Source organism: Methylobacterium sp. A49B, assembly GCF_053346215.1.
The window spans coordinates 1-20,481 of sequence record NZ_JBKFBO010000061.1; the positions used below are offsets into that span (position 1 = coordinate 1).

Sequence of the window (20,481 nt, forward strand, 5' to 3'; positions counted from 1 at the left end):
GCCGCGTCGGCCGCCGACCTGCCGCGCCGGGCCGCGCCGCCGCCGGTGTTCACGCCGGTCCCGGTCTTCACCTGGACGGGCGCGTATTTCGGCATCAATGCGGGCTACGCCTACACCGAGGCGGACACGATCCGGACCGTGGGCATCGGCGCCCTCCAGAGCAACGTGAACAACCTGCTGCGCAGCCCGGCCGTCCGCCTGCCGCAGGACGGCTTCACCGCCGGCGGCCAGGTCGGCTACAATTATCAGTTCACCCCCGGCTCCGGCATCGTGGTCGGCGTCGAGGCGGATGCCGCCTACATGGATCTGCAGCGCACCGGCGTGCAGTCGATCTTCCGTCCCGCCTTCAACCCGAACGTCCTGACCAACACCTACCGGACGGATCTGAGCTTCCTCGGTACCGTGCGGGGACGCGTCGGCTACGCCTTCGACCGCGTCTTCGTGTACGGCACCGGCGGCTTCGCCTACGGCGACGTGACTCAGCGCGCCGGGTTCCAGACCGGTGCCCCGCTCACCTACTTCGGCAGCCGTTCGCGGATCGACACCGGATACGCCTACGGCGGCGGCATCGAGTACGCGCTGCCGACCGACTCGTTCCTGAACTTCTTCCGCTCCAGCGCCGTGACGCTCAAGGCCGAGTATCTGCGCTACGATCTCGGCAGCCACAACCTGCTCGTCGGCTCCGTCGGGGGACCGGGCATCGGCTACATCTCGCGCTTCCGGACCGAGGGCGGCATCGCCCGCGCCGGCCTGAACTTCAAGTTCGGCTCCTACTGAGATCGGTCGAGCTGCTCCCGGCGGCTATGCCGGGAGACGCGGTGCTGGGGCGAGGGGGTGTTGGTCCTCTCCATCACTCCTCGCCGCAGAAGAGCAGCCGTCCGGTTGACCTTCGCGTTCCCAGCCCGATCAAACTGGCCGCGAGGTCGGCTACACCCTGGGAGCACCCGCTCCTAGGGTGTTTTTCTGTGCTGACATCGTACCGCAATCGGGCAGTCGGCAAGTTGTCGAGGCAGACATCCACGCCTACCCGCGACCGGCCTGCTGAGAGAGGCGAGCGAGCGTGGAGGTCGAGAGGAGACTCGAAGCTGAGACAGAGCAAAAACCATGCATCCACGTCCGCCCTTGTCGCTGAGGGGCTTACGTCAGGCGGACGTGGCGGCCGGCTAATGCCGACCTACCGAGCTACCAACAGCGAGATGCGCACAACACTAACCTAGGATGCCCGCGCTCACGAAACCGTGATATTTCCTCAGGAAAGCTGCTCGCGCATCCTGGGGGGTCGACAATCCAAGATTGCTACGCGAGCCAACCAAGCACGGCTGCACAACGCTGAGCTTGGTCGAGCGTCAGTCCCGAAGCGACGGCGGTCCCGTTGCGGTAAACCGCGAAGGTGCCGTCGTCGGAAATGCGGATTTTGACCGAGGCCATCAGACGCTTCGACCTTCAATTACTTCCAGCTGCTGTAGGCCTGCTGCAGTAATCTGCCACGTTGAGAGAAGGTGCCACCTAGATGAGGGCCCGCCTGCTCTCCGACCCACACGAAATCGCCTCGGCTTTCGAGGCCACGCAACCGACTGTGATCTCCAGGCCATGCTCGGTCCCGCTGACGTTTGACGGAGATACGCCCATCGGTGGACTGCGCGGCTTTGTTCAGCAGGCGGCGCTCGTGGTTGACCAGCATTGGCTCTCCTGGGTGTGGCGACTCCGTTACGCAACACATAAAGAACGCGGCAACGCTTATGGCCAAGCTTGAGCAACACTGCGGCAACAATGTGGGTTTCTGCGGGGGTCATCGAGACCTCCGCCATCAGGGGCCCGCCGAGCAACGGGGTCCGCGAGAGAAATCAGATCTGAACTGATCATATCGCGTGGCGTGCAGGTCGGTGCTCAGTCGTTCGGAATGCAGCGGCCCCAGGAGTTGCTGCAGTGGAAGCGGTAGCTGCAGCCACGACCCACATAGACGACGCTGGGGCCATATCCGCGCCCTCCACGTCACCGAACGCGCCGTCGAGTATGGGAAACGCTTACCAACGGCGCGGAGGTATTTCTTCTACGGGCTCGTAATTCCCTTGAGTTTTGACACAGCTATCGGTCGATAGGAGACTGTCCGCATTTCCCGTGGTCCCTCGCCAAAGCAGGCCGGCTGCTTTCGGCCAGATTACGTCACGCCAGATCACCTCAGTGCACAAAACCGGACGTTCGACTTCGCGCCCAATACATACGAAGAGATCGTACCGCCGTCATTCCGAAAGCAGACATCACCTCTGGACTGATTTCTCTGCCGCCAAGTCCAGGGTAGCCTACCGTAGACGGAATCAGCGGCCTGCAAGCGAAGCACTGGATTGGCCCTAAACCGGCTTGGTGAACTTGCACTTTCCCCGCAGTGACCACGGTCCCCGCGCTCTGGCCTCGGCGCAGAACGCATCGACCGCCCTGGTCACACCCGGGAAGCGGCCGCCCAGGCGGTCGTAATCGTCGGCGATCAGGAGGCCTCCAGGTCGCAGGACCGGCCACCAAGCGCGCAGGTCCGCCGCGACGGACGCCTCCTCGTGCCCGGCATCGAGATGAATGACGTCGGCGGTCACGCCGCGCAGACGCAGGAGTTCCGCGGCATTCACCGAGTCGAGCGGTAACGGCACGATGCGGTCCGTCATGCCTTCGCGCACCACATAGGCCAGGAAGGTTCGGTAGAGGCTCGGATAGCCATGCTCGGTGGCAAGTTCCGCGAAAAGCGCCTCGTCCGCCCAATGATCGACGGCTCCGAGCCACGTATCGACCGCGATCACGGTGCCGGCGACAGTGTGCTCGGCCATGGATCGCGCGAGAAACAGGGTGCTGGCTCCCTTCCAAGTCCCGATTTCGACGACCACGCGGGGCCGGAACTCGATCACCGCCTCCACGAGGTAGGGGTGGATGCCGCGCCAGCCTTGCAGGTCGCCGTCGCGTAGGTCCGCCGGGGGATCCGCGAAGGGGTCGCGGCCGTGCCAAAGGGCGGCGATCAGGTCCTGACGGGTCATGTCACTCTTGATTTCAGGGTGTTGGAGGGGCGCAGGACGGGCAGACCCTCGGGAGGAGCGGTGGGTCACGAAACGGCGCGGGCCTGCGCATAGAGCGCCTCGCATCGGTCGAGCCAGCATGCGTGGGTGAACAGGCGCAGGACACGCCCGCGCGGGACCGGCCGCGGGATCGCGAGCGCCGCGCCGATGGCGCGGGTAAGACTCTCCTCGTCCCCCGGTGCAGCGAGGGATCCGGCATCGCCGACGACCTCCGGGACGGCGCCCCGGGCGAAGCCGGCGACCGGCAGGCCGCAGGCCATCGCCTCGATCGCCGCCAGCCCGAACGGCTCGTCCCAGCACGGGGTGGCCAGGAACACGGAGGCGCGGCCGACCTCCACAGCCAGATCCGCGCCGTTGAGTTGACCACCGTAGCGGATCGATCCTCCGAGCAGCGGCACGACCTGACCCTCCCAATATTCGGGCTCCTCGATCGGCCCGAACAGGGTCAGCGGTAGCCCAGCCCGACGCGCCGCCGCGATCGCGTGATGCGCGCCTTTGACCGATGCGAGGCGCGCGCACCAGACCGCGCTGCCGTCGCCGCGCGGCTGGTAGGGCCAGGCGGCGGGATCGATGCCGTTGTGGAGCACCGACGCCTCCGGCGGCGCCCCGTCCGGCCACCACGCATCTAGCTGCGCCCGGGACGTCGTGGTGATCCGGTGTCCGGGGGCGGGGCTCGCCTGCACGAACCAGCGCAGCGCATCGTAGGGCGGCACGTGCAGCGACGTGACGGTCGGCGTCGCGGCAGTGCGCCGTTTTTCCAGGGGCAATCGGCTCAGGCTGTTGTTGTGAAGCACGTCGAAGCCTCCGGCGGCGATCCGGTCGCAGGCGGCAGCGTAGCCAGCGTCGAGATGGCTCTTCAGCCCAACATCGCCCCGGTGCTCGAGACCGCTGTAGCTCCGCTCATGATGGACCGGGATCACAGGATCCAGGGCGAAGCACGCGTCGCTGTCGCCGGAGGCGAACAGCTGAACCTCATGCCCGCGGGCGGTTAGGCCGTGCGCAAGGTTCCATGTGTAGGCTTCGAGGCCGCCCGCGAAGGGCGGGGCGATCGGGTGGCGCAGATGGGCAAGGAGCGCGATCCTCACGCCGTCACCGGCGCGGGCGCATCCGCCCGGGTCTCGGCGTCCTGCCTCGCCTCGATGGCGCGGATCACCGAGGCCGAGTTGGTGTAGGGCTGGTGGCCCTGCTGGCCGGTCAGCGCGAGATCGGAGGCGTCGGGCCGGCGCAGGATGCGGATCGGCCGGTCGGGCGTGTCGTCGATCAGGCCCATCACCTTGAAGGCGTACAGCCAGTGGCCCATGGTGCGGTAGCCCCACTTGGCCTCGAACAGCTCGGCGTTGCGCACCACGCTCTCGAGGTGATGGACCGGCGGCATGTGGTGCGGATGGTACTGGTGATAGGCGCGCGCGCCCTTCATCCAGGCGATCGGGATGCCGCCTTGGTCGAGGATCTTGCCGAAGTCGGTGTCCTCGCCGCCGTAGCCGGTGTAGCGCTCGTCGAAGCCGCCGGTCGCCAGGAAGGTCGCGCGCCGGATCGCGAAGTTGAGCGACCAGAAGCAGCGGTAATCGTGGCAGATCTCGATGCCGGAAGCCGGCGGGCCGCGGCGGTCGGAATGCTTCTCCGCCACGACGTCGAGCCCGACGTAGTCCCAGGCGTCCGTCGTGGCGCGCTCGGGCAGGTGCAGCACCTCGCCCATCAGCAGCCCGTCGAGCTCGGAGAGCCCCCGCGCGTAATCGGCGACGAGTTCGGGCGCGGGGATGCAATCGACGTCGAGGAAGACCACGGCATCGCCGGACGCCGCTACCACGCCGCCGTTGCGCGCGGCCGCCAGCGGCAGCTCGCTGCCCGGCACGAGGATCTGGCGCACGGGGAAGCCGACCGCGGGCAGGTCGTAGGGCGTGTCCTGCATCACCGCGACGATGAACTCGGCGGGCGCTTGCGTCTGCCGCTCCAGGCCGAGGAGCATGTTGCGCAGATGGGCCGGCCGGCCCTTCGCGAGGGTCACGACGGAAACGGTGAACATGCGGGGGGCGGGCTCCGGTCGACGCGGGGAGAGGGCGGCGTTCATTCGGCCGCAATGTCCTGAAGCGGGGTGGGTTCGACCTCGGCGGGTCCAAGGTCCCAGAGCGTGTCGGTCAGCCCTTCGAGCCAGCCGGCGGCGCGGGCGGCGGCATCGGGCGCATAGAGGCCGCGCAGGGCGGTGACGTCGAGGGCGCGGGCGCGGGCGAGGAGGTCGCGCCAGCCCTGAAGATCGCCGGGCCAGATGGGGGCTTGCACGGCGGCGCTGAGGCGGACCAGGGCCTCGGCCTTGCGGGTCTGCTCGGCGAAGTAGCGCCATTCCGGCATGACGATCAGGCGCCCGCCGACCCGGGCGACCTCATGGACCGTGTTGTCGCCCGCCGAGGCGATCACGATGTCGGCGGCGGCGAGGTAGTTCGTCACCGACGGCACCCAGCCAAGTTCGCGCAGATTGGAGAAATCGGTCTCGTGGCCCTCGCGATGGGTCGGCCCGAGGGTGAGCCACAGGGCGTCGGGTTCGGCGCGGGCCGCGACCGTGAGCGGCGCGTAGGGCGTGCCGCTGCCGCCGCCGCCGGTCACCGCCACGACGATCTCCCGCTGAGGGTCGAGGCCGAGCTTGGCGCGGGCATCCGCGCGCTCCGGCACCCGGTCGACGCTGGTGCACAGGCCGCCGCTGTAGAAGGTCTTGGCGCGTAAGCTGGCCGGGTACTCGTCCTGCTCCAGGCGCTCGTCGAAGGGGGCGAGCATCCCCACACAGGCCTCGTAGGCGCCGACATGGCCGATATCGGAGCGGTCGCCGTGCATGCGGATCTGCACTGCCGGCACGCTGGCAATGCGCGCGAGCAGCGCGATCTCCGCCGAGACATCGACCACGAACAGGCCGATTCCGCGCTCGTCGAGATGGTCGAGAATAGCCCGCATGGTCCGGCGCATCGCGTCGAGACCCAGGGGGACGCAGTGCATCACCTGGGGCGTCGGCTCGGCGTATAGGCGCGCCGTCGGCACGGCGGCGCCGATCATGTTGGGCAGCGCCACGATCTCGATGTCGCGGCCGAAGCCGTCGAACAGGCGCGGATCGGCGGTCAGCACCGAGACGGTGCGGTCTCGGGCAAACTCGGCGGCCACCGCCATCGTGCGGTTGGCATGGCCGCGGCCTTGGTGATGAACGAAGAACGCGATCGGCTTCTTCATGGCGGTGGGTTTTGGCTCGATCTCAGGAATACAGGGCGTCGGGCCTCAGGGCGGCGGCGATCTCGGGTCCGGTCGGCAGGCGGATCAGGCGGATCGCAGGGGCGTCGGCGTCCCAGTCGATCAGCCCGGCCTCGCGGAACTGACTAAGCCAGTAGGTCATGCACCAGCGCCCGTGCCGCGCCCGGAACCGCGCCGCGTTCGCGAGGATCGGCGCGAAGTGCTGGAGGGGCGGCACGTGGACCGGATGGTGCTGGTGATAGGCGCGGGCGCCCGCGACCCAGAAGGTTGGCAGCCCGGAGGCGGCGAGCCGGGCGGCGAGGTCCGTCTCCTCACCGCCGTAGCCCACGAAGGCCTCGTCCATGCCGCCGACGGCGCGCCAGGAGGCGGACGGCAGGGCGAAGGACAGGCCCCAGAGCTGGCCGGCATCGGGTTCCGGCCGCAGACCGGTTTCGGGCAGGGCGGGCCGGGCCGGATGAGGCCGGCCCAGGCGGTCGAGCACCGCGGGATCGGGATCGTGTTCGAGCGCCCCGGGCGGCAGGTAGAGGACTTCGCCGAGGAACAGTCCCCGCGTCGTCCGGGCCGCCCCCGCATAGGCCGCAACCAGACCGGGCGAGGGGATGCAATCCACGTCGAGGAAAAGCAGGAGATCCGCCGTGGCCGCCTCGGCGGCCCGGTTGCGGGCGGCGGCGAGCGGCATCGGCTCGCCCGGCACGTGGAGGTGCCGGACCGGGCAGCCCAGATCGGGCAGCTCCGGCTCCGGATCCGGCTGCATCCAGGCGATGACCAGTTCCCGCGGGGCCAGCGTCTGGCGGGCGAGACCCTGCATCAGGTTGCGCAGGCGGTCGGTCCGGCCGCGGACCAGGGTCAGGACGCTGGGAGCCGGCTCCACCCCGTGCTCAGCCGACATCGGCAAGCATCCGGCGGAAGTGCGAGACCCCTTCGATGATGCCCCGCGCGTGGGTCCGGCGGGACACGTAGGAGTGCTTCAGGGCGGCATGGCTTGCGAGGTCGTCGGAATAGTTCGCCACGATGATCGCCTGCACCCGAGCGCCCAGCATCTCGATGTCGTTGCCGGAATCGCCAGCCACGAACACGGCGTGCTCCGGCAGGTCGTACAGGGCTCGGACGTGGTCGACGGCAGTCCCCTTCGACGCGGCCTCCGGCAGGACATCGAGATACCGTCCATGACTGTGGATCACGCGCGCGGCGATACCAGTCTCTGCTAGGCGCGCGCGGACGCGCCGTTCGGCCACGGCATCACCAAAATAGCTCAGCTTCAGGGCCCGCTGCTCCAGAGGACCCTGGGGGCTCAGCCCGTCGAGCCCGTCGAGCGCCGCCTGCACGGCGGGCCGATCCCAGGCGGGCTCGATGCTCCGGCGCCATGCGGCGTCCGCCGTGTAGGTCACGCCGTTGGCGTCGAGGTGGTAGATTTCGGACCCCACCGAGGTGATCATCACCTGCGGCCGGGGGCTGACCTGCTGCTCCAGCACGGCCATCGCGCTGTGGAAGGACCGGCCGGTTGCGACGCCGAAGGCAAGCCCCGCCTGGCGGCTGCGCCAGCGGCGGAAGATCCCCATCGCCGCATCGCAGCCGACCAGCGTGTTGTCGATGTCGCAGACGAGCAGTTGCCGGGGTGTCTGGTTGGACGACTCCGCGGCCAGCAGCGCGCGCAGCAGGACGTGATAGCGGGCGGCGTGCCGGTCCCAGTCGTAAGCCGCAGCCGCCCGGGCGCCGCCAGCCACGCAGCGTGCGTAAAGGGCCGGATCGCCCAGGATCCGCAGGCACGCTTGCGCGATCGCCCCGTGGGCCCGGGGATCGACCAAGAGCCCGTTGCCGCAGGTCTCGACGATGTCGTTGGGGCCGCCGCTGTCGGTGGCGACCAGCGGCAGGCCGGCGGCCGAAGCCTCCAGCAGCGTCAGGCCGAAGGGCTCGTTGAGGGCCGGGTTGACGAACAGGCCGCCCCGGACCCGGGCATGGGCGTAGATCGCCGGCACGTCCTCCGGACGGTGCGTCTTCGGGTAGGCGACGCGCCCGTAGAGGTCGTAGCGATCGATCAGGACAAGGAGGTCGCGCATGGTCGCGGCCATGTCGCCGTCGAGAGTGTCGATGTCGTCGCGGGTCCCGGCGACGATTACGAGATTGGCGCGGGCCTGGAGCGCACGACTTTCGCCGTAGGCGCGCACCAGCGCCGCGAGATTCTTGCGCGCCACAGGCCGGGCGAGCGCCAGAATCGCCGGCTTGTCCGGATCGTTCAGGAAGCGGTCGATCGCGGCGTCGACCCGGGGATGCGGCTTGGCCGCGGCGAAGCGGGCGAGGTCGCTGCCCGGAGGCAAGACGCGGACGCGCCCGGGATCGTAGGCCGCATAGCCGGCGTACTGCACCTCGGCCTCGTCCCGCGAGGAGGCGATCACGAGCTGAGCCCGCGCCAACGCCTCTTCCTCGGCGGCGATTCGGCGCGCGAGATCGGGCTGTACAGGGACCGCGCCCAGCATCGTCGCCTTCACGCGTCCGAGGGAATGGGCCGTGAACACGAAGGGGATGCCAAGGCGATCCTCCACCAGGGCCGCCACCGTCGCTGCGTCCGCATAATGCGCGTGAATGAGATCCGGCGGCCGGTCCTGGGCGGTGATCCAGCGGATGAGATTCTCGGCGAAGGACGCAACCTCGGCGTGCATCGCCTCCTTGGCGCGATAGTCTGGGGACGCGCTCGGGAGCCGCACGAGCGTGACCTTGTCGGCGATCGGCTCCTCGGGCACGGCGTAGGCGGCGCCGAGGGAGCCACGAAACAGGCGGGTCGCCACCACGATCCGCGTGAGATCGCGGTCCTGCACCGAGGCCGAAACCAGATCGAGCAGATAGCGGATATGGCCGCCGGTGTCGGCGGTCAGTCCGTAGACGACGCCGTCGCCGCGCAGGCAGCCCTGCAGGGCGATGTGCAGGACAAACATCAGGCGTACGCTGCGGCTCTCGAGCGGCCCTGGACACTTAACTTATGTAAAGCGATTGCCGCGCTTCGGCTTAACATATGTAAAGAGGTTGCCGTGCTTCGCGTCGCCCAGGTCGCACCGAACATATTTCCTGTTCCCCCAGCCCATCACGGCGGCACCGAGCGGGTTGTGCATGATCTCAGCACGGCGCTGCGAAGCTTGGGCGTAGAACTAACATTGTTTGCTTCTTCGGACAGTGCGACAGACTTGCCGCGTGTCGGCGATTACCCGAGCCTCGCGGGCTTGGAACGGCAATACGGGCGCGTCGCACCCGGGGTGGCGGCTGCCCTGGACGCCCTGCAGCTGGAGGCCCTGCGCCGCCGGCTCGACGCGTTCGACATCGTTCATTGCCACGGCGAATTCGCGCATGCGGCACTCCTGGGTGAGCGCCGCCGGCACAGCCTGACCACCATCCACTGGCGGGTCGACGAACTCGACCGGGCTTTGTTCTTTCAGGGTTTCCCGGACCTGCCGGTGGCGGCGATCTCGGCCGCGCAGGTGGCCGGCATCCCGGAGTCCAACCGGGCCGGCATCGTGCATCACGGCATCGACCGGGCGCGCTACGCCTTGCGCGCCACGCCGGACGACCATGTCGCGTTCGTGGGCCGCATGACCGACCAGAAGCGGCCCGACGTGGCGATCCGCGTCGCCCGCGCTGCCGGCCTGCCGATCCGGCTCGGCGGCACGATCGATGTCGGCAACCCGGATTATTTCGATGCCCGGGTGCGTCCGCTCCTCGGCTCCAACGCGACCTATCTCGGACCGGTCGACGATGCCCGGAAGGGCGAGCTCCTGGGGGGCGCCCGGGCGCTCCTGTTCCCGATCGACTGGCCCGAGCCCTTCGGCCTCGTGATGATCGAGGCGATGGCCTGCGGCACCCCGGTGGTCGCCTGGGACCGCGGCTCGGTCCCCGAGATCGTCGAGGACGGGGTGACGGGCTTCATTGTCTCCACCGAAGCCGAGGCGGTCGCGGCGCTGGCCCGGATCGAGCAACTCGACCGCGCCGGGATCCGCCGCCGGTTCGAGGCGCGCTTCACCGCCGAACGCATGGCCCGGGACTACCTAGCCCTCTATCATCGCCTGCTCGCCGCCTGATGCGCACCGCCCTCCTGGCCTGGGACTACCCACCATCGCCGAGCGGGCTTTCCACCGCGGCCCGAGAGATCGCCGAGAGCCTCGCGGAGGCGGGCGCGGCGGTGACGGTGTTCACCCTCGACCGGTCCGGACACAAGCGGATCGGCGGCGTCGCGGTGGCGGGCCTCGCCCGGGCGCCGGGAAGCGCCCTGGCGCGCCTGCGCCTCTGGGGCTCCGCCGGCCATCTCGCCGCCCCGCTCGCCTTCCGGCGTGCCGTACTCGACGCGCATCGCCGGGCGCCCTTCGCCGTGGTCGAAGCGACCAATTGGTACGCGCCGGCCGCTTTGCTCGCCGGCCGACGGGATCTGCCGCTGGTGACCCGCAGCTCCACGCCGGCCGCCTTCACCCGCGACCCGGCCGGCAGCCTGCGCAACCGCCTCGACGGCTGGACGGCCGACCGCCTGGAGCGCCGACAGGCCCGGGCGAGCGCCGGGCTCATCGCCAACACCGCGGCGCATGCGGCGGTGATCGCTCGTTCCTACGGGCTGACCGGACGGCAACCCGAAGCGGTGATCGGTCTCAGCCTTCCCCCCGAGGTCGCCGAGGCCGCAAGCGGTGCCCCCTATCCGGAGGCGGCGGAACCGATCCGCCTGCTCTTCGTCGGGCGGGCGGAGGCGCGGAAGGGGTTCGATGGCCTTCTCGGCGCGATGGCGATCCTCGGCGCCGAGCGGGCCGGGGGAACGCTGCCCGCCTTCCAGCTCGACCTAGTCGGAGTGCCACCGGACGATCTCCCGGCCGATCTGCCCGAGACGGCGCGACGGCACATCCGCGTCCGGGGCCGGATCGACGGAGGGGCGCTGTCGGCGGCCTATGGCGAGGCCCATGCGGTGCTGGCGCCCTCGCGCTACGAGAGCTTTGGCCTCGTCTACCAGGAGGCGCTCGCTTATGGCCGGCCGGTCGTGGCCTGCGCCGAGGATGCGAGTGCCCGCGCCTTCGTCGGCATGCCCGGCGCCGGCCCCCTGGCTGCAACCGCGACCGGAGCGGCCCTCGCCGACGCCCTGCGTCCGCTCCTCACTGATCCGGACCTGCGCCGCGCCTATCGCGCCCGCGCCCTGGCGGCGGCCGGGCGCTTCAGCCGGGCGAGCCTCGGGCGCGAGACCCTGGCGCTCTACGAGCGGGCGATCGCTGCGGCACGGGACGGCTGAGCGCGGCCACCCGGATTCGGGCGGCTCCGGCCCGTCAGTCGGCGTAGGGGCGCAGCAGCGCGGCCTCTTCCTCCAGACGTCCGCGCCCAGGATCGAGCGCCTCGTAGCGCCGCGACCGGGTCCGGACATGGGCCGCGCTCAGGCGATGCGCGATGCAGCCGTGCAGGGCGATGAGGCTCCCGGGCCAGCCACCGGAGAGAACCGGGCGCTCATGGACGCGCCCGGCATAGACCAGATGGGTGCGGTTCAACCGGTACTGGACATCAGGAAAGACGTCCGAGAGGATTCTGTCGACCCGGTTCGCCCGGGCGAGGCCGATCGAGACGACATCCTCCGCCTCGGCCAGGGCCGCCAGGGCGGGCAGCAAGCGGCCGGTCTCCGGGGCGAGCGCCTCGTCGGCGTCGAGCTGGAGCATCCAGCGGTGGCGGGCGAGGCCCTGGAGGGCATTGCGCTGCGCGGCGAAATCCCCGTCTAGGGGCCGGGTGGCCACGCGTACCGCCCCCGCGGCGAAGCCCGCGACCGGGACCGGCTCCGCCGCCCGCGCCGGCCCGTCGATCAGGATCGCGACATCGTCCGTCCAGCCGGCCTGCGCCAGCAGCGATGCCAGGACCGCATCCCGGTCCGCCGGGCGGCAGAGGAGGCCGAGGGAGACCGGGCTTTCGTCGGCTGCCCCGAGGGGAAACAGTTCGGCTTCGGCCGCCCGGGTGCCGTGGGGGTGCCGGAGTTCCGCGCGGCCGGCCGCGTCGCGGGGGCGGGTGCCGAGCCTCCAGCGGGTCGCGGCGCTGCGTAGGGTGTAGAGGTCGAGGCCGTAGGGCGCTCCCTGGTCCGGCGCGAAGATGGGACCGGCGAGGCTTTGGGCCAGATGCGCGTGGCAGGCCTCCGCATCCCCGTTCTCCGCGAGCAGGACCCCGCAGGCATTGCAGGCTAGCGGGAAGGCGCGGCGCGCCCCGCCCGGATAGGATAGAGTCCGGTCGCTCGGCCCTATCATGGCGGCCGCACAGACGAAACACCGCCGCATGATCCCGTCTCCCGCGCCCGTGATCAGGCAGGAGAGGCCTGGATGCGTCGGGCCCGCGCCTTACCTTCGCGGTTCCGATAACCCCTGCCGTACGTGATCCCGGACGTCGACCCCCTCTCCGCCGGACGCGCCGGCCTGCCCGCTGACGGGTCCCTCGCCATCGTCGGCAACGCGCCCGGGACGGGGGCGTGCGCCACCGCGATCGATGCGGCGGACAGCATCGTCCGCTTCAACAACGCGCCCGGCTTCGGCGGCGGCACCGGCCACCGCGTCACGCATCTCGCCCTAGTCAATCGCGGCGGCCAGACGCGGGAATGGCTGGCGGACCGGCGCTTCCTTGAGCGCCCGGTGGTCCGCGCCGCACAGGCCTTCATCCTGCCCTTTCCGATGCTGCCGGCGGAGCACAACGTCCCTGAGCCGATCTGCTGGACCCGCGAGATGCTGGCGCTGCTGCGGCCGCTGGGCCGCCCGGTCCATCTCCTGCCCACGGCGCTGCACCAGCAGGCCCACACCCTGCTGGCTCCCCAAACGGCGGGGCGCCCGAACCCGAGCACCGGCTTCCTCGTGACGCTCGCGCTGCTGCTCGGCCGCTCAGCGGGGGTACGGCCGGCGCAGGCCTACGGCTTCGGTTTCGCCGGCTGGCCCGGGCATCCCTGGGCGGCCGAGCGCGCATGGTTCGCCGAGGCCGAGGCTGCCGGACGCATCCGCGTGCATCCGCCATCTCCGACCGAGCGATGACCGCATGACCACCCTGATCACCGTCCTGAAGGGCGGCGGGCGCTACGACGCGACCTGGGTCGCCCGCCTCGCGGGCGGCATCCGCCGCCACGCCCCGGCGTTCGACCGGATCCTCTGCCTGACGGATCTGCCGGTGGCGGTTCCGGGCGTGGAGACGATCCCGCTCCGGCACGCTTGGCCGGCCTGGTGGGCGAAGATGGAGGCGTTCCGGCCCGGTCTCAGCACGGGTCCGACCCTCCTGTGCGACCTTGATACGGTGCTGACCGGCCCGGCCGATGCCCTGGCCGAGCCCGGCCTCGCCGCGATGGAGGACTATTTCCACACGGGGCGCCTCTCCAGCGCGCTGCTGCGATGGTCCGGGGACGAACTCGCGTTTCTCTACACGACCTTCGCGGCCGACCCGGACCGCTGGATGAGCCCGGGGTCCTGCGGCCCCGTGCCGAACGCTGTGCATGGCGATCAGGTCGTCATCGACCACCTGCTGCGTCGGAGCGGCCGGCATCCGAATTTCATTCAGCGCCTTCATCCCGGTCTGCTCGATTTCTATGATCCCCGGCGCGACACCCATGGCCCGGTCGTGATCTTCATTGGAGCGGCGAAGCCCGATACGGCGACTGGGGCCGTGCATGCTGCGTGGACGCGTAGCGGATGGAGGATTCCCGACGCCATCTCGGCCGACGGCATCTGAAGCGTTGTTGTGTTCAAGCCAGCCGCAAGAAGTACGACCTATCTGGCCCAGAAGCTCGGAAGCTGCTCTTTGGCTACGGGCCACATTCTCGCATGACCCTACGCCTGTCAGTGGGTTGCTGTCGGGCAGGGAGGAGAACGTCTGCAGACCGGAGGGCGGCATTCAGAAGCGGAATGGCAGGTTTCGGCCAAGATCAGCCGACGCTGACCGCCCGCATGAACGTCTCAGATGGCTCGAAAGCAGGAAGGCTGCTTCCGAGCCGACACTTCTGAATGTGGAGATCGCGAATCCGAGACGAGTCAGGGTCGCAAAAGTCGTTGAGATACGTCGATCACGAAGCTCGACAATGGAGCGTGATCGGCTACGCCAGCCACCATGTCACCAGCAAACACGAACGGCGCGACCGGCTTTGCGGCGCTCCTCGTGACCGCGCTCGGGTGGGGGTTCGGCTGGCTGGCGATGAAGGTCGTCCTGCAAAGCTGGCCCCCGCTGTTCGGGCGGGGCGCGGCGGGCCTGATCGCAGCAATGCTGCTCGCCCTTGTGGCGCTGATGCGCGGCGAACGTCTCTCCGTGCCCCGGGGGGCTCGCGCCCGGCTGGCGATGGCAGCGTACACCAACGTCTTTGCGTGGATGGGTTTCTCGTCGCTCAGCCTGCGCTGGATCACCGTCAGCGAGGCCGCCCTGTTGGTCTATTCGATGCCGGTCTGGGCGACCTTGTTCGCCTGGGCGGTGTCCGGCCATCGCCCGACGCTGCGGGGCTTACTCGCGCTGGTGCTCGGCCTCTCCGGGATCGGCGTGCTGCTCGGTGCTGGCGCAGGCGCCCTGGGCGAGGAGAAATTGCCCGGCATCGGATTCGCGCTCGCGGCTGCGGTCCTGTTCGCGCTCGGCGCGGTCCTCAATAGCCGCGCTCTGCCAGTGCCCCCCTTCGCGATGACCGCGTGGCAAGTCGGACTGGGCTGTCTGCCGATGGTGGTGCTCGGCATCACGCTCGAACGGCCGGCCGTCATGGCGCTCAGCGGCGCGAGCGCATGGGCGTTCGTCTACGTCACCCTGATCCCAATGGCTGCCTGCTTCCTCACGTGGTTCGAGGCGCTTCGACGGTTGCCGCCCGTGGCGGCTTCCACGAGTATGCTGCTCGTCCCTCTCATCGGCATCCTCTCCGCGACGTTGTTCCTCGGCGAGCCTTTGGGTCCGCGGGAAATGCTGGCCATGGCGCTGACGCTGGGAGGCGTCGTCCTGGCTTTGAGAAAGTGATGATCGGCCGTCATCGCCGAGGCGATCACGGCGGCTGTCCCACCGGTCCCCCACCTTGCAGAGGGCGCAATGCCGAAACTGTCCGCCGAGCACCTTCGCGTCGCCGACGTGATGGCCCGCGACGTCGAGTTCATAGAGCCGCAATCGAGCGTGCAGGCTGCGGCGGTCCTGATGGGCGAAATCGAGGTGGGGGCGCTGCCGGTCGGCTCGGCCGATCAGCTGGTCGGCATCGTCACGGATCGGGATCTGCTCTATCGGGTCGTCGCCCGTGGGCGCGATCCCACCTCCGTGGCAGTCCAGGAGGTCGCCTCGCGCCCCGTCCTCTCCTGCGATCCCGGCGATTCCCTCCGCGCGGCCCTCGATATCATGGGGTCGAACTACGTTCGGCGCCTTCCGGTGGTCGATGGGACTCGAAAGGTCGTAGGCTGGCTGACCCTCGCCGACATCTCGCGCCACCTGCTCGTGAGCGACGATGCCTTGCAGGTATCCCTGCAGGCGCTCACGGAAGGGGCAACGGACGTCTGATCACTCGCGATAGCGGCGCTCTGCGGCGCGCACGGCCGTGGTGGGCAGGCCGCGATGCAAGGCGACGTAGTCCGCGAAGGCCCATCCCGGCGGCCCAGCGTGCCGGGCGGCGATCAAGCAGAGGATGAAGCCGATCAGGCCGGTGTCGGGCTCGCTCAGGCCCGCCAACGCCTCGTCGAGTGGCGGCGGCGTCCGAAGGGCGGCGTCGAACGTCGCGAGGATCTCGGCGTCGGCCCCCGAGGCGACGAGCCAAGCCCGGATCGGATCGAGCACCGGCGCTGGACCGCTCGACCGGGCCACCACCGCGGCGAAGCGAGCGAGGGCGGTGCGCTCCGCGCCGGAAAGCCGCGCCAGATTGACACTCAGCGGCATCAGGGTCTGGTGGCGGTTCTGCAAAAAGCCATGGACGACTTTTTGCCCGACCACTTCGAGGATCTGCCGCCGGCCGGGGGGGATAGCGCGGTGCCGGCGATCGACCGCGTCCGCTCCCCCGTCCCCTGCCGGATGATCTCGTCGTTCCCCGGCCTGCTCCAACGCCTACCCCTCTCAGCCCGCGCCGTTGCGACGGTGTCCCGAACAGGTGTCTCTGGATGACCGTCGATCAAGTGCTCGCCTTCGGCCTGATCGGCGTGACGGTAGCCGCTTTCGTGTGGGATCGCCTGCCCTACGATCTCGTGGCCCTGACCGCTCTCGCCGTCGGCATCGCGGTGGGGCTCGTGCCCGCCGACAAGGCGTTCTCGGGATTCTCCGACGACATCGTGATCATCGTCGGGTCTGCCCTCGTCCTCTCGGTGGCCATTGCTCGCTCCGGCGCGGTCGAGACCCTGATGCGTCCGCTCATGCCGTACATGACCAGCCCGGTCCGCCAAGTGCCCATCCTCGTGGCCGGGGTCCTCCTCCTATCGATGGTGACGAAGAACGTCGGTGCGCTCGCCATCTTCATGCCGATCGCGCTGCAAGTTGCCCGCCGCAGCGGGACAACACCCTCGGCGCTGCTCATGCCGATGGCCTCGGCCTCGCTCATCGGCGGCATCGTCACGCTGGTGGGCACATCGCCGAACGTGATCGTCTCAAAGGTCCGCGCCGACTTGACCGGTAAACCCTTCGGCATGTTCGACTACGCCCCCGTGGGTCTGTGCGTGGCCGCGGCAGGCTTCGTCTTTCTCTGCCTCGGATGGCGCCTACTGCCCCGGCGGGATGGAGGCACGCGCTCGATGGAGGCGGCGTTCACGCTGGAGCGCTATACGACGGAGGCGCGCCTCCCGCCGGAGCATCCGGCGGTCGACCGGACGGTGGCCTTCCTGGAGGCCCAGGGTGACGGGGATGTCAGCGTCGCCACCATCCTGCGCGAGCGTTTTCGGCGCTACCCGGCCAGCCCGGACTTCCGGCTTAGGGGCGACGATGTGCTCCTGCTCAACGGCGAGCCGGACGCCCTCGAGCGCTTCGTGGCACGCACCGGACTGGCCCTAGCCGGCGCCGCGCCCGCGGCGGAGGCCGTGGTGATGGAGGGCGTGGTGACGGCGGAGTCCGAACTAATCGGGCGCACCGCCGCTCAACTCGATCTGGAGCACAGTTCCGGTCTGGGGATCCTCGCCGTCAGCCGGCGCGGCCGCCGCATCGAACAGAGCCTGTCCTCCGTCCGTTTCCGGGCTGGGGACGTCGTCGTGGTGCGCGGGCACAGTGCGGCGTTGGCATCGGCCCTCGGGACGCTCAAGGTGCTCCCCCTCGCCGCTCGGGAGATCGCCCTCGGCCGGAACGACCGGAGTTGGCTGCCGGCCGCGATCCTGTTCCTGGCCATGGGCCTCGTCGCCCTTCACGTCGTGCCCGTCGCTGTCTCCTTCTTCGGTGCGGTGGTCGCCGTGCTGCTTCTGCGGAGCTTGACGCCGCACGAGGCTTACCAAGCCGTCGAATGGCCAGTGCTCGTCCTCCTGGGTGCCTTGATCCCAATCTCCGAGACCGTCAGCAGCACGGGCGGCGCCGACCTGATCGCCGGCCAACTCACGGCCTTGGTGCAGGGTCTCTCACCGATCACAGCCCTCGGCGCCGTCCTGATCCTGGCGATGGCGGTCACGCCGTTTCTCAACAACGCCGCCACGGTTCTCGTGATGGGTCCAATCGCCGCGAAGCTTGCGACCAGGCTGGGCCTCAGCCTGGATCCCTTCCTGATGGCGGTAGCGCTGGGCGCCGCTTGTGACTTCCTCACGCCGATTGGCCACCAGTGTAATACGCTCGTGATGGGCCCGGGTGGTTACCGTTTCGGTGACTATGCGCGGCTCGGGCTACCGCTCTCACTCATCGTGATCGTGGTCGGTATTCCTCTAATTGCGTTTGTCTGGCCTCTTCATCCCGTGTGATCTGTGCAGGGTATGCGTCTATCCGCTCTTCCTGCCGTCCCTGCTGAAAGCTGCCGTTCCGCTTTCGGCCAACTCCGGCTGGTAGCTTTGCGTCCATCACGGCCGCTATGGCGTCTCTGGCGGCTTCTCTGAAGCAGACGCTGCAGCAGCTCTGTAGATGCGCCTTGATACACCTCGAACTGGCTATCTCCTGATGCTGTACCGGCGTTTAACACGGGTCTCGATCGAAGCCCGCGATAACGGCCCTCGCGCGAACATCTCAGCCGTCCGCCAATCGTACCTGCGGCCTTCTCCCTAGCGCGGGGACGGCATTCAAAGCGGAGTAAAGATGCAGGCAACCTGGGCCGTCAGCGCTGAGCCATCCTCACGGGTGACGAAGCTGTGCTTGACCGTCTCGATCGGTGCGCATCCATCGATCCGTTCTAGGCCCTACGACCGTCAGGCCGTCATTCGGCGACTTCTCACGCATCGAGATCGACTGGCGAACGAGGATCTCTGTTCGCCGGTGAGGATTTGGTTCCGGCCTCGCTGAGTTCGCCAACATCACGCGCGATGTGCGTTGCCAGGTGATCGGCCGCCGACGATCGACCCGGCTGCCGCTGCCAGAGCATGAGTTCAACGTCGGGAAGCTGAGGCAGGCCGTCGCTGCGACCTAGTCGCCGTAACCCGGGGAATGTTACGCTCTGCGCCAAAACGATGATCGCCGCATCAGCGAGCGCCATCGCCTGCAACCCAGCGATACTCTCGGAGACACAGGCGATCCGCCATTCGATACCGCGTCGATCAAGTGCGGCGAGCGCGTGATCGCGGTACAGATTGCCCTCCGGCAGCATGGCGATCGGCAGCGGCGTGCGCCGATGCGCTGTACCGGCCTCAGCGCCTAGCCAGTTCAGGCGCTCGCGCCGTAGGAGGGAGATGCTTGGGATGCGCGGCAGCACATCCGGCATCCGTGTAGCGAGCGCCACGTCGATCTCATCGTCCTCCATCGCCTGGGCCACCTGCCGGCTAAGTGCGCAGCGCACGGTAACCTCGACCGCCGGATAGGCGGCTTGGAACCGCGCTAGGGTTCGGGGCAGCAGGAAGGCGGCATAGAGGTCGGGGCAACCCAGCACGACACGTCCCGATACGGTGTCAGATACCAAGCTGGCGCGCGCCTCATCGTGCAGGTCGAGGAGCTTGCGCGCGTAGGTCAGCAGGGTCTCACCCTGGGCCGTGAGCTTAGGTCGGCGCAGATCCGTCTCGAAGATCCGACGTCCGACGATCAGTTCGAGGCGATTGAGCTGAAGGCTGATGGCAGGCTGCGTGCGATGCAGGCGCTGCGCAACGCGCGTGACGCTGCGCTCCTCCACAAAGAGCACGAAGGTCCGGAGCAGGGCGAGATCGAGCAGAGACGACTGCGTCATAAGCAGGATTTTGGTTTCATCCAAGTATTATAAATTTGCATGCCAGATCCGTAAAGTCTATGTTTCTACTGACTTACAGAGAATTGGCTTAGATGTTAGGCCCAAATGAGAGATAATTATGCAGTGATGCGTACAGAATGTGCAGATCGGCATCATTCTTTCATCGTCGACGCCATCATTTAACGGGACGGGAGCGCGCATCATGCCGCCGGTGATTGCGATCGAGGAAATCCGGAAGGCGTTCGGCGGTGCCGCTGCGCTCGACCGATGCTCCTTGACGGTGGCGGGCGGTTCAGTCACCGGCATCATCGGTCCGAACGGGGCCGGCAAGACCACGCTGCTCAACGTAATGTCGGGGCTAACTCGCCCGGATTTTGGGCGCGTCGTCTTTCGCGGCGCCGAAATTACCGGCTTACCGTCGCACGCGGTGGCCGCTCGCGGCATCGTGCGGACCTTTCAGATCGTGCGAGACCTCGCGGGCTTCACCGTCCTGGAGACCTTGCTCCTCGCACCCGGCGATCAGATCGGCGAAGGGATCGTCGGCGCGCTGTTCCGCAGATCGAGAGTGGAAGTGCAAGAACGGGCAAGGGCGCGGCGCGCCCGCGCGCTCCTCGAACGGATCGGCCTCTGGCGGCTCGCGGACGCCCCGGCCGCCTCTCTGTCCGGTGGCCAGAAGAAGCTGCTCGAACTCGCCCGCGCCCTGATGCGCGACCCGGTCGTGCTCTGCCTCGACGAGCCGGCAGCCGGCGTCGCGCCGCCGCTGCTCGACGAGATCATCGCCCTCATCCGCGAGCTGCGTGCGGCCGGCCTCACCTTCGTCATCGTGGAGCACGACATGCACCTGATCCGCGAGATCTGCGACCACATTCACGTCCTGGCTGAGGGGCGCCGCTTGGTCTCCGGGAGTTTTGCCGAGGTGACCGCTGATGCGCGCGTCGTCGACGCCTATCTCGGGCTCGCCGCGTGACG

19 protein-coding genes are annotated in these 20,481 nt (G+C 68.8%); 9 read left to right on the top strand and 10 right to left on the bottom strand.

The window, feature by feature from the left end; genetic code table 11:
• Positions 1-777, top strand: a 777-nt coding sequence (locus ACLBX9_RS04920) for an outer membrane protein (protein ID WP_447718118.1), incomplete at its 5' end; no start/stop codon positions are given.
• A 519-nt stretch (positions 778-1,296) separates the two neighbouring features.
• Here the strand turns inward: ACLBX9_RS04920 and ACLBX9_RS04925 are convergent.
• From ACLBX9_RS04925 to ACLBX9_RS04955, 7 genes are all read right to left on the bottom strand, one after another.
• Positions 1,297-1,428, bottom strand: a complete 132-nt coding sequence (locus ACLBX9_RS04925) for a hypothetical protein (RefSeq protein WP_010686503.1) — start codon at positions 1,426-1,428, stop codon at positions 1,297-1,299.
• Positions 1,429-2,348: 920 nt separating this feature from the next.
• Positions 2,349-3,017 carry a class I SAM-dependent methyltransferase gene (locus tag ACLBX9_RS04930; protein WP_447718119.1) on the bottom strand — a complete coding sequence of 223 codons (669 nt, stop codon included), beginning with the start codon at positions 3,015-3,017 and terminating at the stop codon, positions 2,349-2,351.
• A 65-nt stretch (positions 3,018-3,082) separates the two neighbouring features.
• Positions 3,083-4,141 carry a glycosyltransferase gene (locus tag ACLBX9_RS04935; RefSeq protein ID WP_447718120.1) on the bottom strand — a complete coding sequence of 353 codons (1,059 nt, stop codon included), beginning with the start codon at positions 4,139-4,141 and terminating at the stop codon, positions 3,083-3,085.
• Positions 4,138-5,079, bottom strand: a complete 942-nt coding sequence (locus ACLBX9_RS04940; RefSeq protein ID WP_447718121.1) for a glycosyltransferase family 2 protein — start codon at positions 5,077-5,079, stop codon at positions 4,138-4,140. The genes ACLBX9_RS04935 and ACLBX9_RS04940 overlap by 4 nt, the downstream gene beginning before the upstream one ends.
• 41 nt (positions 5,080-5,120) lie before the next feature.
• On the bottom strand, positions 5,121-6,266 hold the full coding sequence (locus tag ACLBX9_RS04945; protein WP_447718122.1) for a glycosyltransferase: 1,146 nt from the start codon (positions 6,264-6,266) through the stop codon (positions 5,121-5,123).
• Positions 6,267-6,288: 22 nt separating this feature from the next.
• On the bottom strand, positions 6,289-7,173 hold the full coding sequence (locus ACLBX9_RS04950) for a glycosyltransferase family 2 protein (protein WP_447718123.1): 885 nt from the start codon (positions 7,171-7,173) through the stop codon (positions 6,289-6,291).
• Entirely contained in the window at positions 7,163-9,214 is a 2,052-nt protein-coding gene (locus ACLBX9_RS04955) for an HAD-IIB family hydrolase (RefSeq protein ID WP_447718124.1), read from the bottom strand. Before ACLBX9_RS04955 ends, ACLBX9_RS04950 begins: the two co-directional genes overlap by 11 nt.
• A gap of 93 nt (positions 9,215-9,307) precedes the next feature.
• Between ACLBX9_RS04955 and ACLBX9_RS04960 the strand changes: the two genes are divergently transcribed.
• Together ACLBX9_RS04960 and ACLBX9_RS04965 are read left to right on the top strand one after the other, a co-directional pair.
• Positions 9,308-10,348: a glycosyltransferase family 4 protein gene (locus tag ACLBX9_RS04960; RefSeq protein ID WP_447718125.1), complete on the top strand. Its 1,041-nt coding sequence runs from the start codon at positions 9,308-9,310 to the stop codon at positions 10,346-10,348.
• Complete coding sequence (locus tag ACLBX9_RS04965; protein ID WP_447718126.1) at positions 10,348-11,532, top strand: glycosyltransferase family 4 protein; 1,185 nt, start codon at positions 10,348-10,350, stop codon at positions 11,530-11,532. Before ACLBX9_RS04960 ends, ACLBX9_RS04965 begins: the two co-directional genes overlap by 1 nt.
• A gap of 34 nt (positions 11,533-11,566) precedes the next feature.
• Here ACLBX9_RS04965 and ACLBX9_RS04970 read toward each other — a convergent pair whose 3' ends face one another.
• Complete coding sequence (locus ACLBX9_RS04970; protein ID WP_447718127.1) at positions 11,567-12,550, bottom strand: hypothetical protein; 984 nt, start codon at positions 12,548-12,550, stop codon at positions 11,567-11,569.
• 93 nt (positions 12,551-12,643) lie between these two features.
• Here ACLBX9_RS04970 and ACLBX9_RS04975 point away from each other — a divergent pair, with 93 nt between their 5' ends.
• From ACLBX9_RS04975 to ACLBX9_RS04990, 4 genes are all read left to right on the top strand, one after another.
• Positions 12,644-13,288 carry a hypothetical protein gene (locus tag ACLBX9_RS04975; protein ID WP_127993183.1) on the top strand — a complete coding sequence of 215 codons (645 nt, stop codon included), beginning with the start codon at positions 12,644-12,646 and terminating at the stop codon, positions 13,286-13,288.
• A gap of 4 nt (positions 13,289-13,292) precedes the next feature.
• Positions 13,293-13,976 carry a hypothetical protein gene (locus ACLBX9_RS04980; protein ID WP_447718128.1) on the top strand — a complete coding sequence of 228 codons (684 nt, stop codon included), beginning with the start codon at positions 13,293-13,295 and terminating at the stop codon, positions 13,974-13,976.
• A gap of 375 nt (positions 13,977-14,351) precedes the next feature.
• Complete coding sequence (locus ACLBX9_RS04985; protein ID WP_447718129.1) at positions 14,352-15,230, top strand: DMT family transporter; 879 nt, start codon at positions 14,352-14,354, stop codon at positions 15,228-15,230.
• 69 nt (positions 15,231-15,299) lie between these two features.
• Entirely contained in the window at positions 15,300-15,755 is a 456-nt protein-coding gene (locus ACLBX9_RS04990) for a CBS domain-containing protein (RefSeq protein WP_210186934.1), read from the top strand.
• Here the strand turns inward: ACLBX9_RS04990 and ACLBX9_RS04995 are convergent, their stop codons facing one another.
• Positions 15,756-16,289, bottom strand: a complete 534-nt coding sequence (locus ACLBX9_RS04995; protein ID WP_447718130.1) for a hypothetical protein — start codon at positions 16,287-16,289, stop codon at positions 15,756-15,758. It lies immediately after the preceding gene.
• A gap of 56 nt (positions 16,290-16,345) precedes the next feature.
• On the opposite strand from ACLBX9_RS04995, the gene ACLBX9_RS05000 reads away from it, so the two are divergent.
• The gene (locus ACLBX9_RS05000) at positions 16,346-18,109 is read left to right on the top strand and encodes an SLC13 family permease (protein ID WP_447718131.1); all 1,764 of its coding nucleotides are present in this window, start codon (positions 16,346-16,348) and stop codon (positions 18,107-18,109) included.
• 461 nt (positions 18,110-18,570) lie between these two features.
• Here ACLBX9_RS05000 and ACLBX9_RS05005 read toward each other — a convergent pair whose 3' ends face one another.
• The gene (locus tag ACLBX9_RS05005) at positions 18,571-19,536 is read right to left on the bottom strand and encodes a LysR substrate-binding domain-containing protein (protein ID WP_447718132.1); all 966 of its coding nucleotides are present in this window, start codon (positions 19,534-19,536) and stop codon (positions 18,571-18,573) included.
• Positions 19,537-19,651: 115 nt separating this feature from the next.
• Between ACLBX9_RS05005 and ACLBX9_RS05010 the strand changes: the two genes are divergently transcribed.
• The gene (locus ACLBX9_RS05010; RefSeq protein ID WP_447718133.1) at positions 19,652-20,479 is read left to right on the top strand and encodes an ABC transporter ATP-binding protein; all 828 of its coding nucleotides are present in this window, start codon (positions 19,652-19,654) and stop codon (positions 20,477-20,479) included.
• Positions 20,480-20,481: the final 2 nt, after the last annotated feature.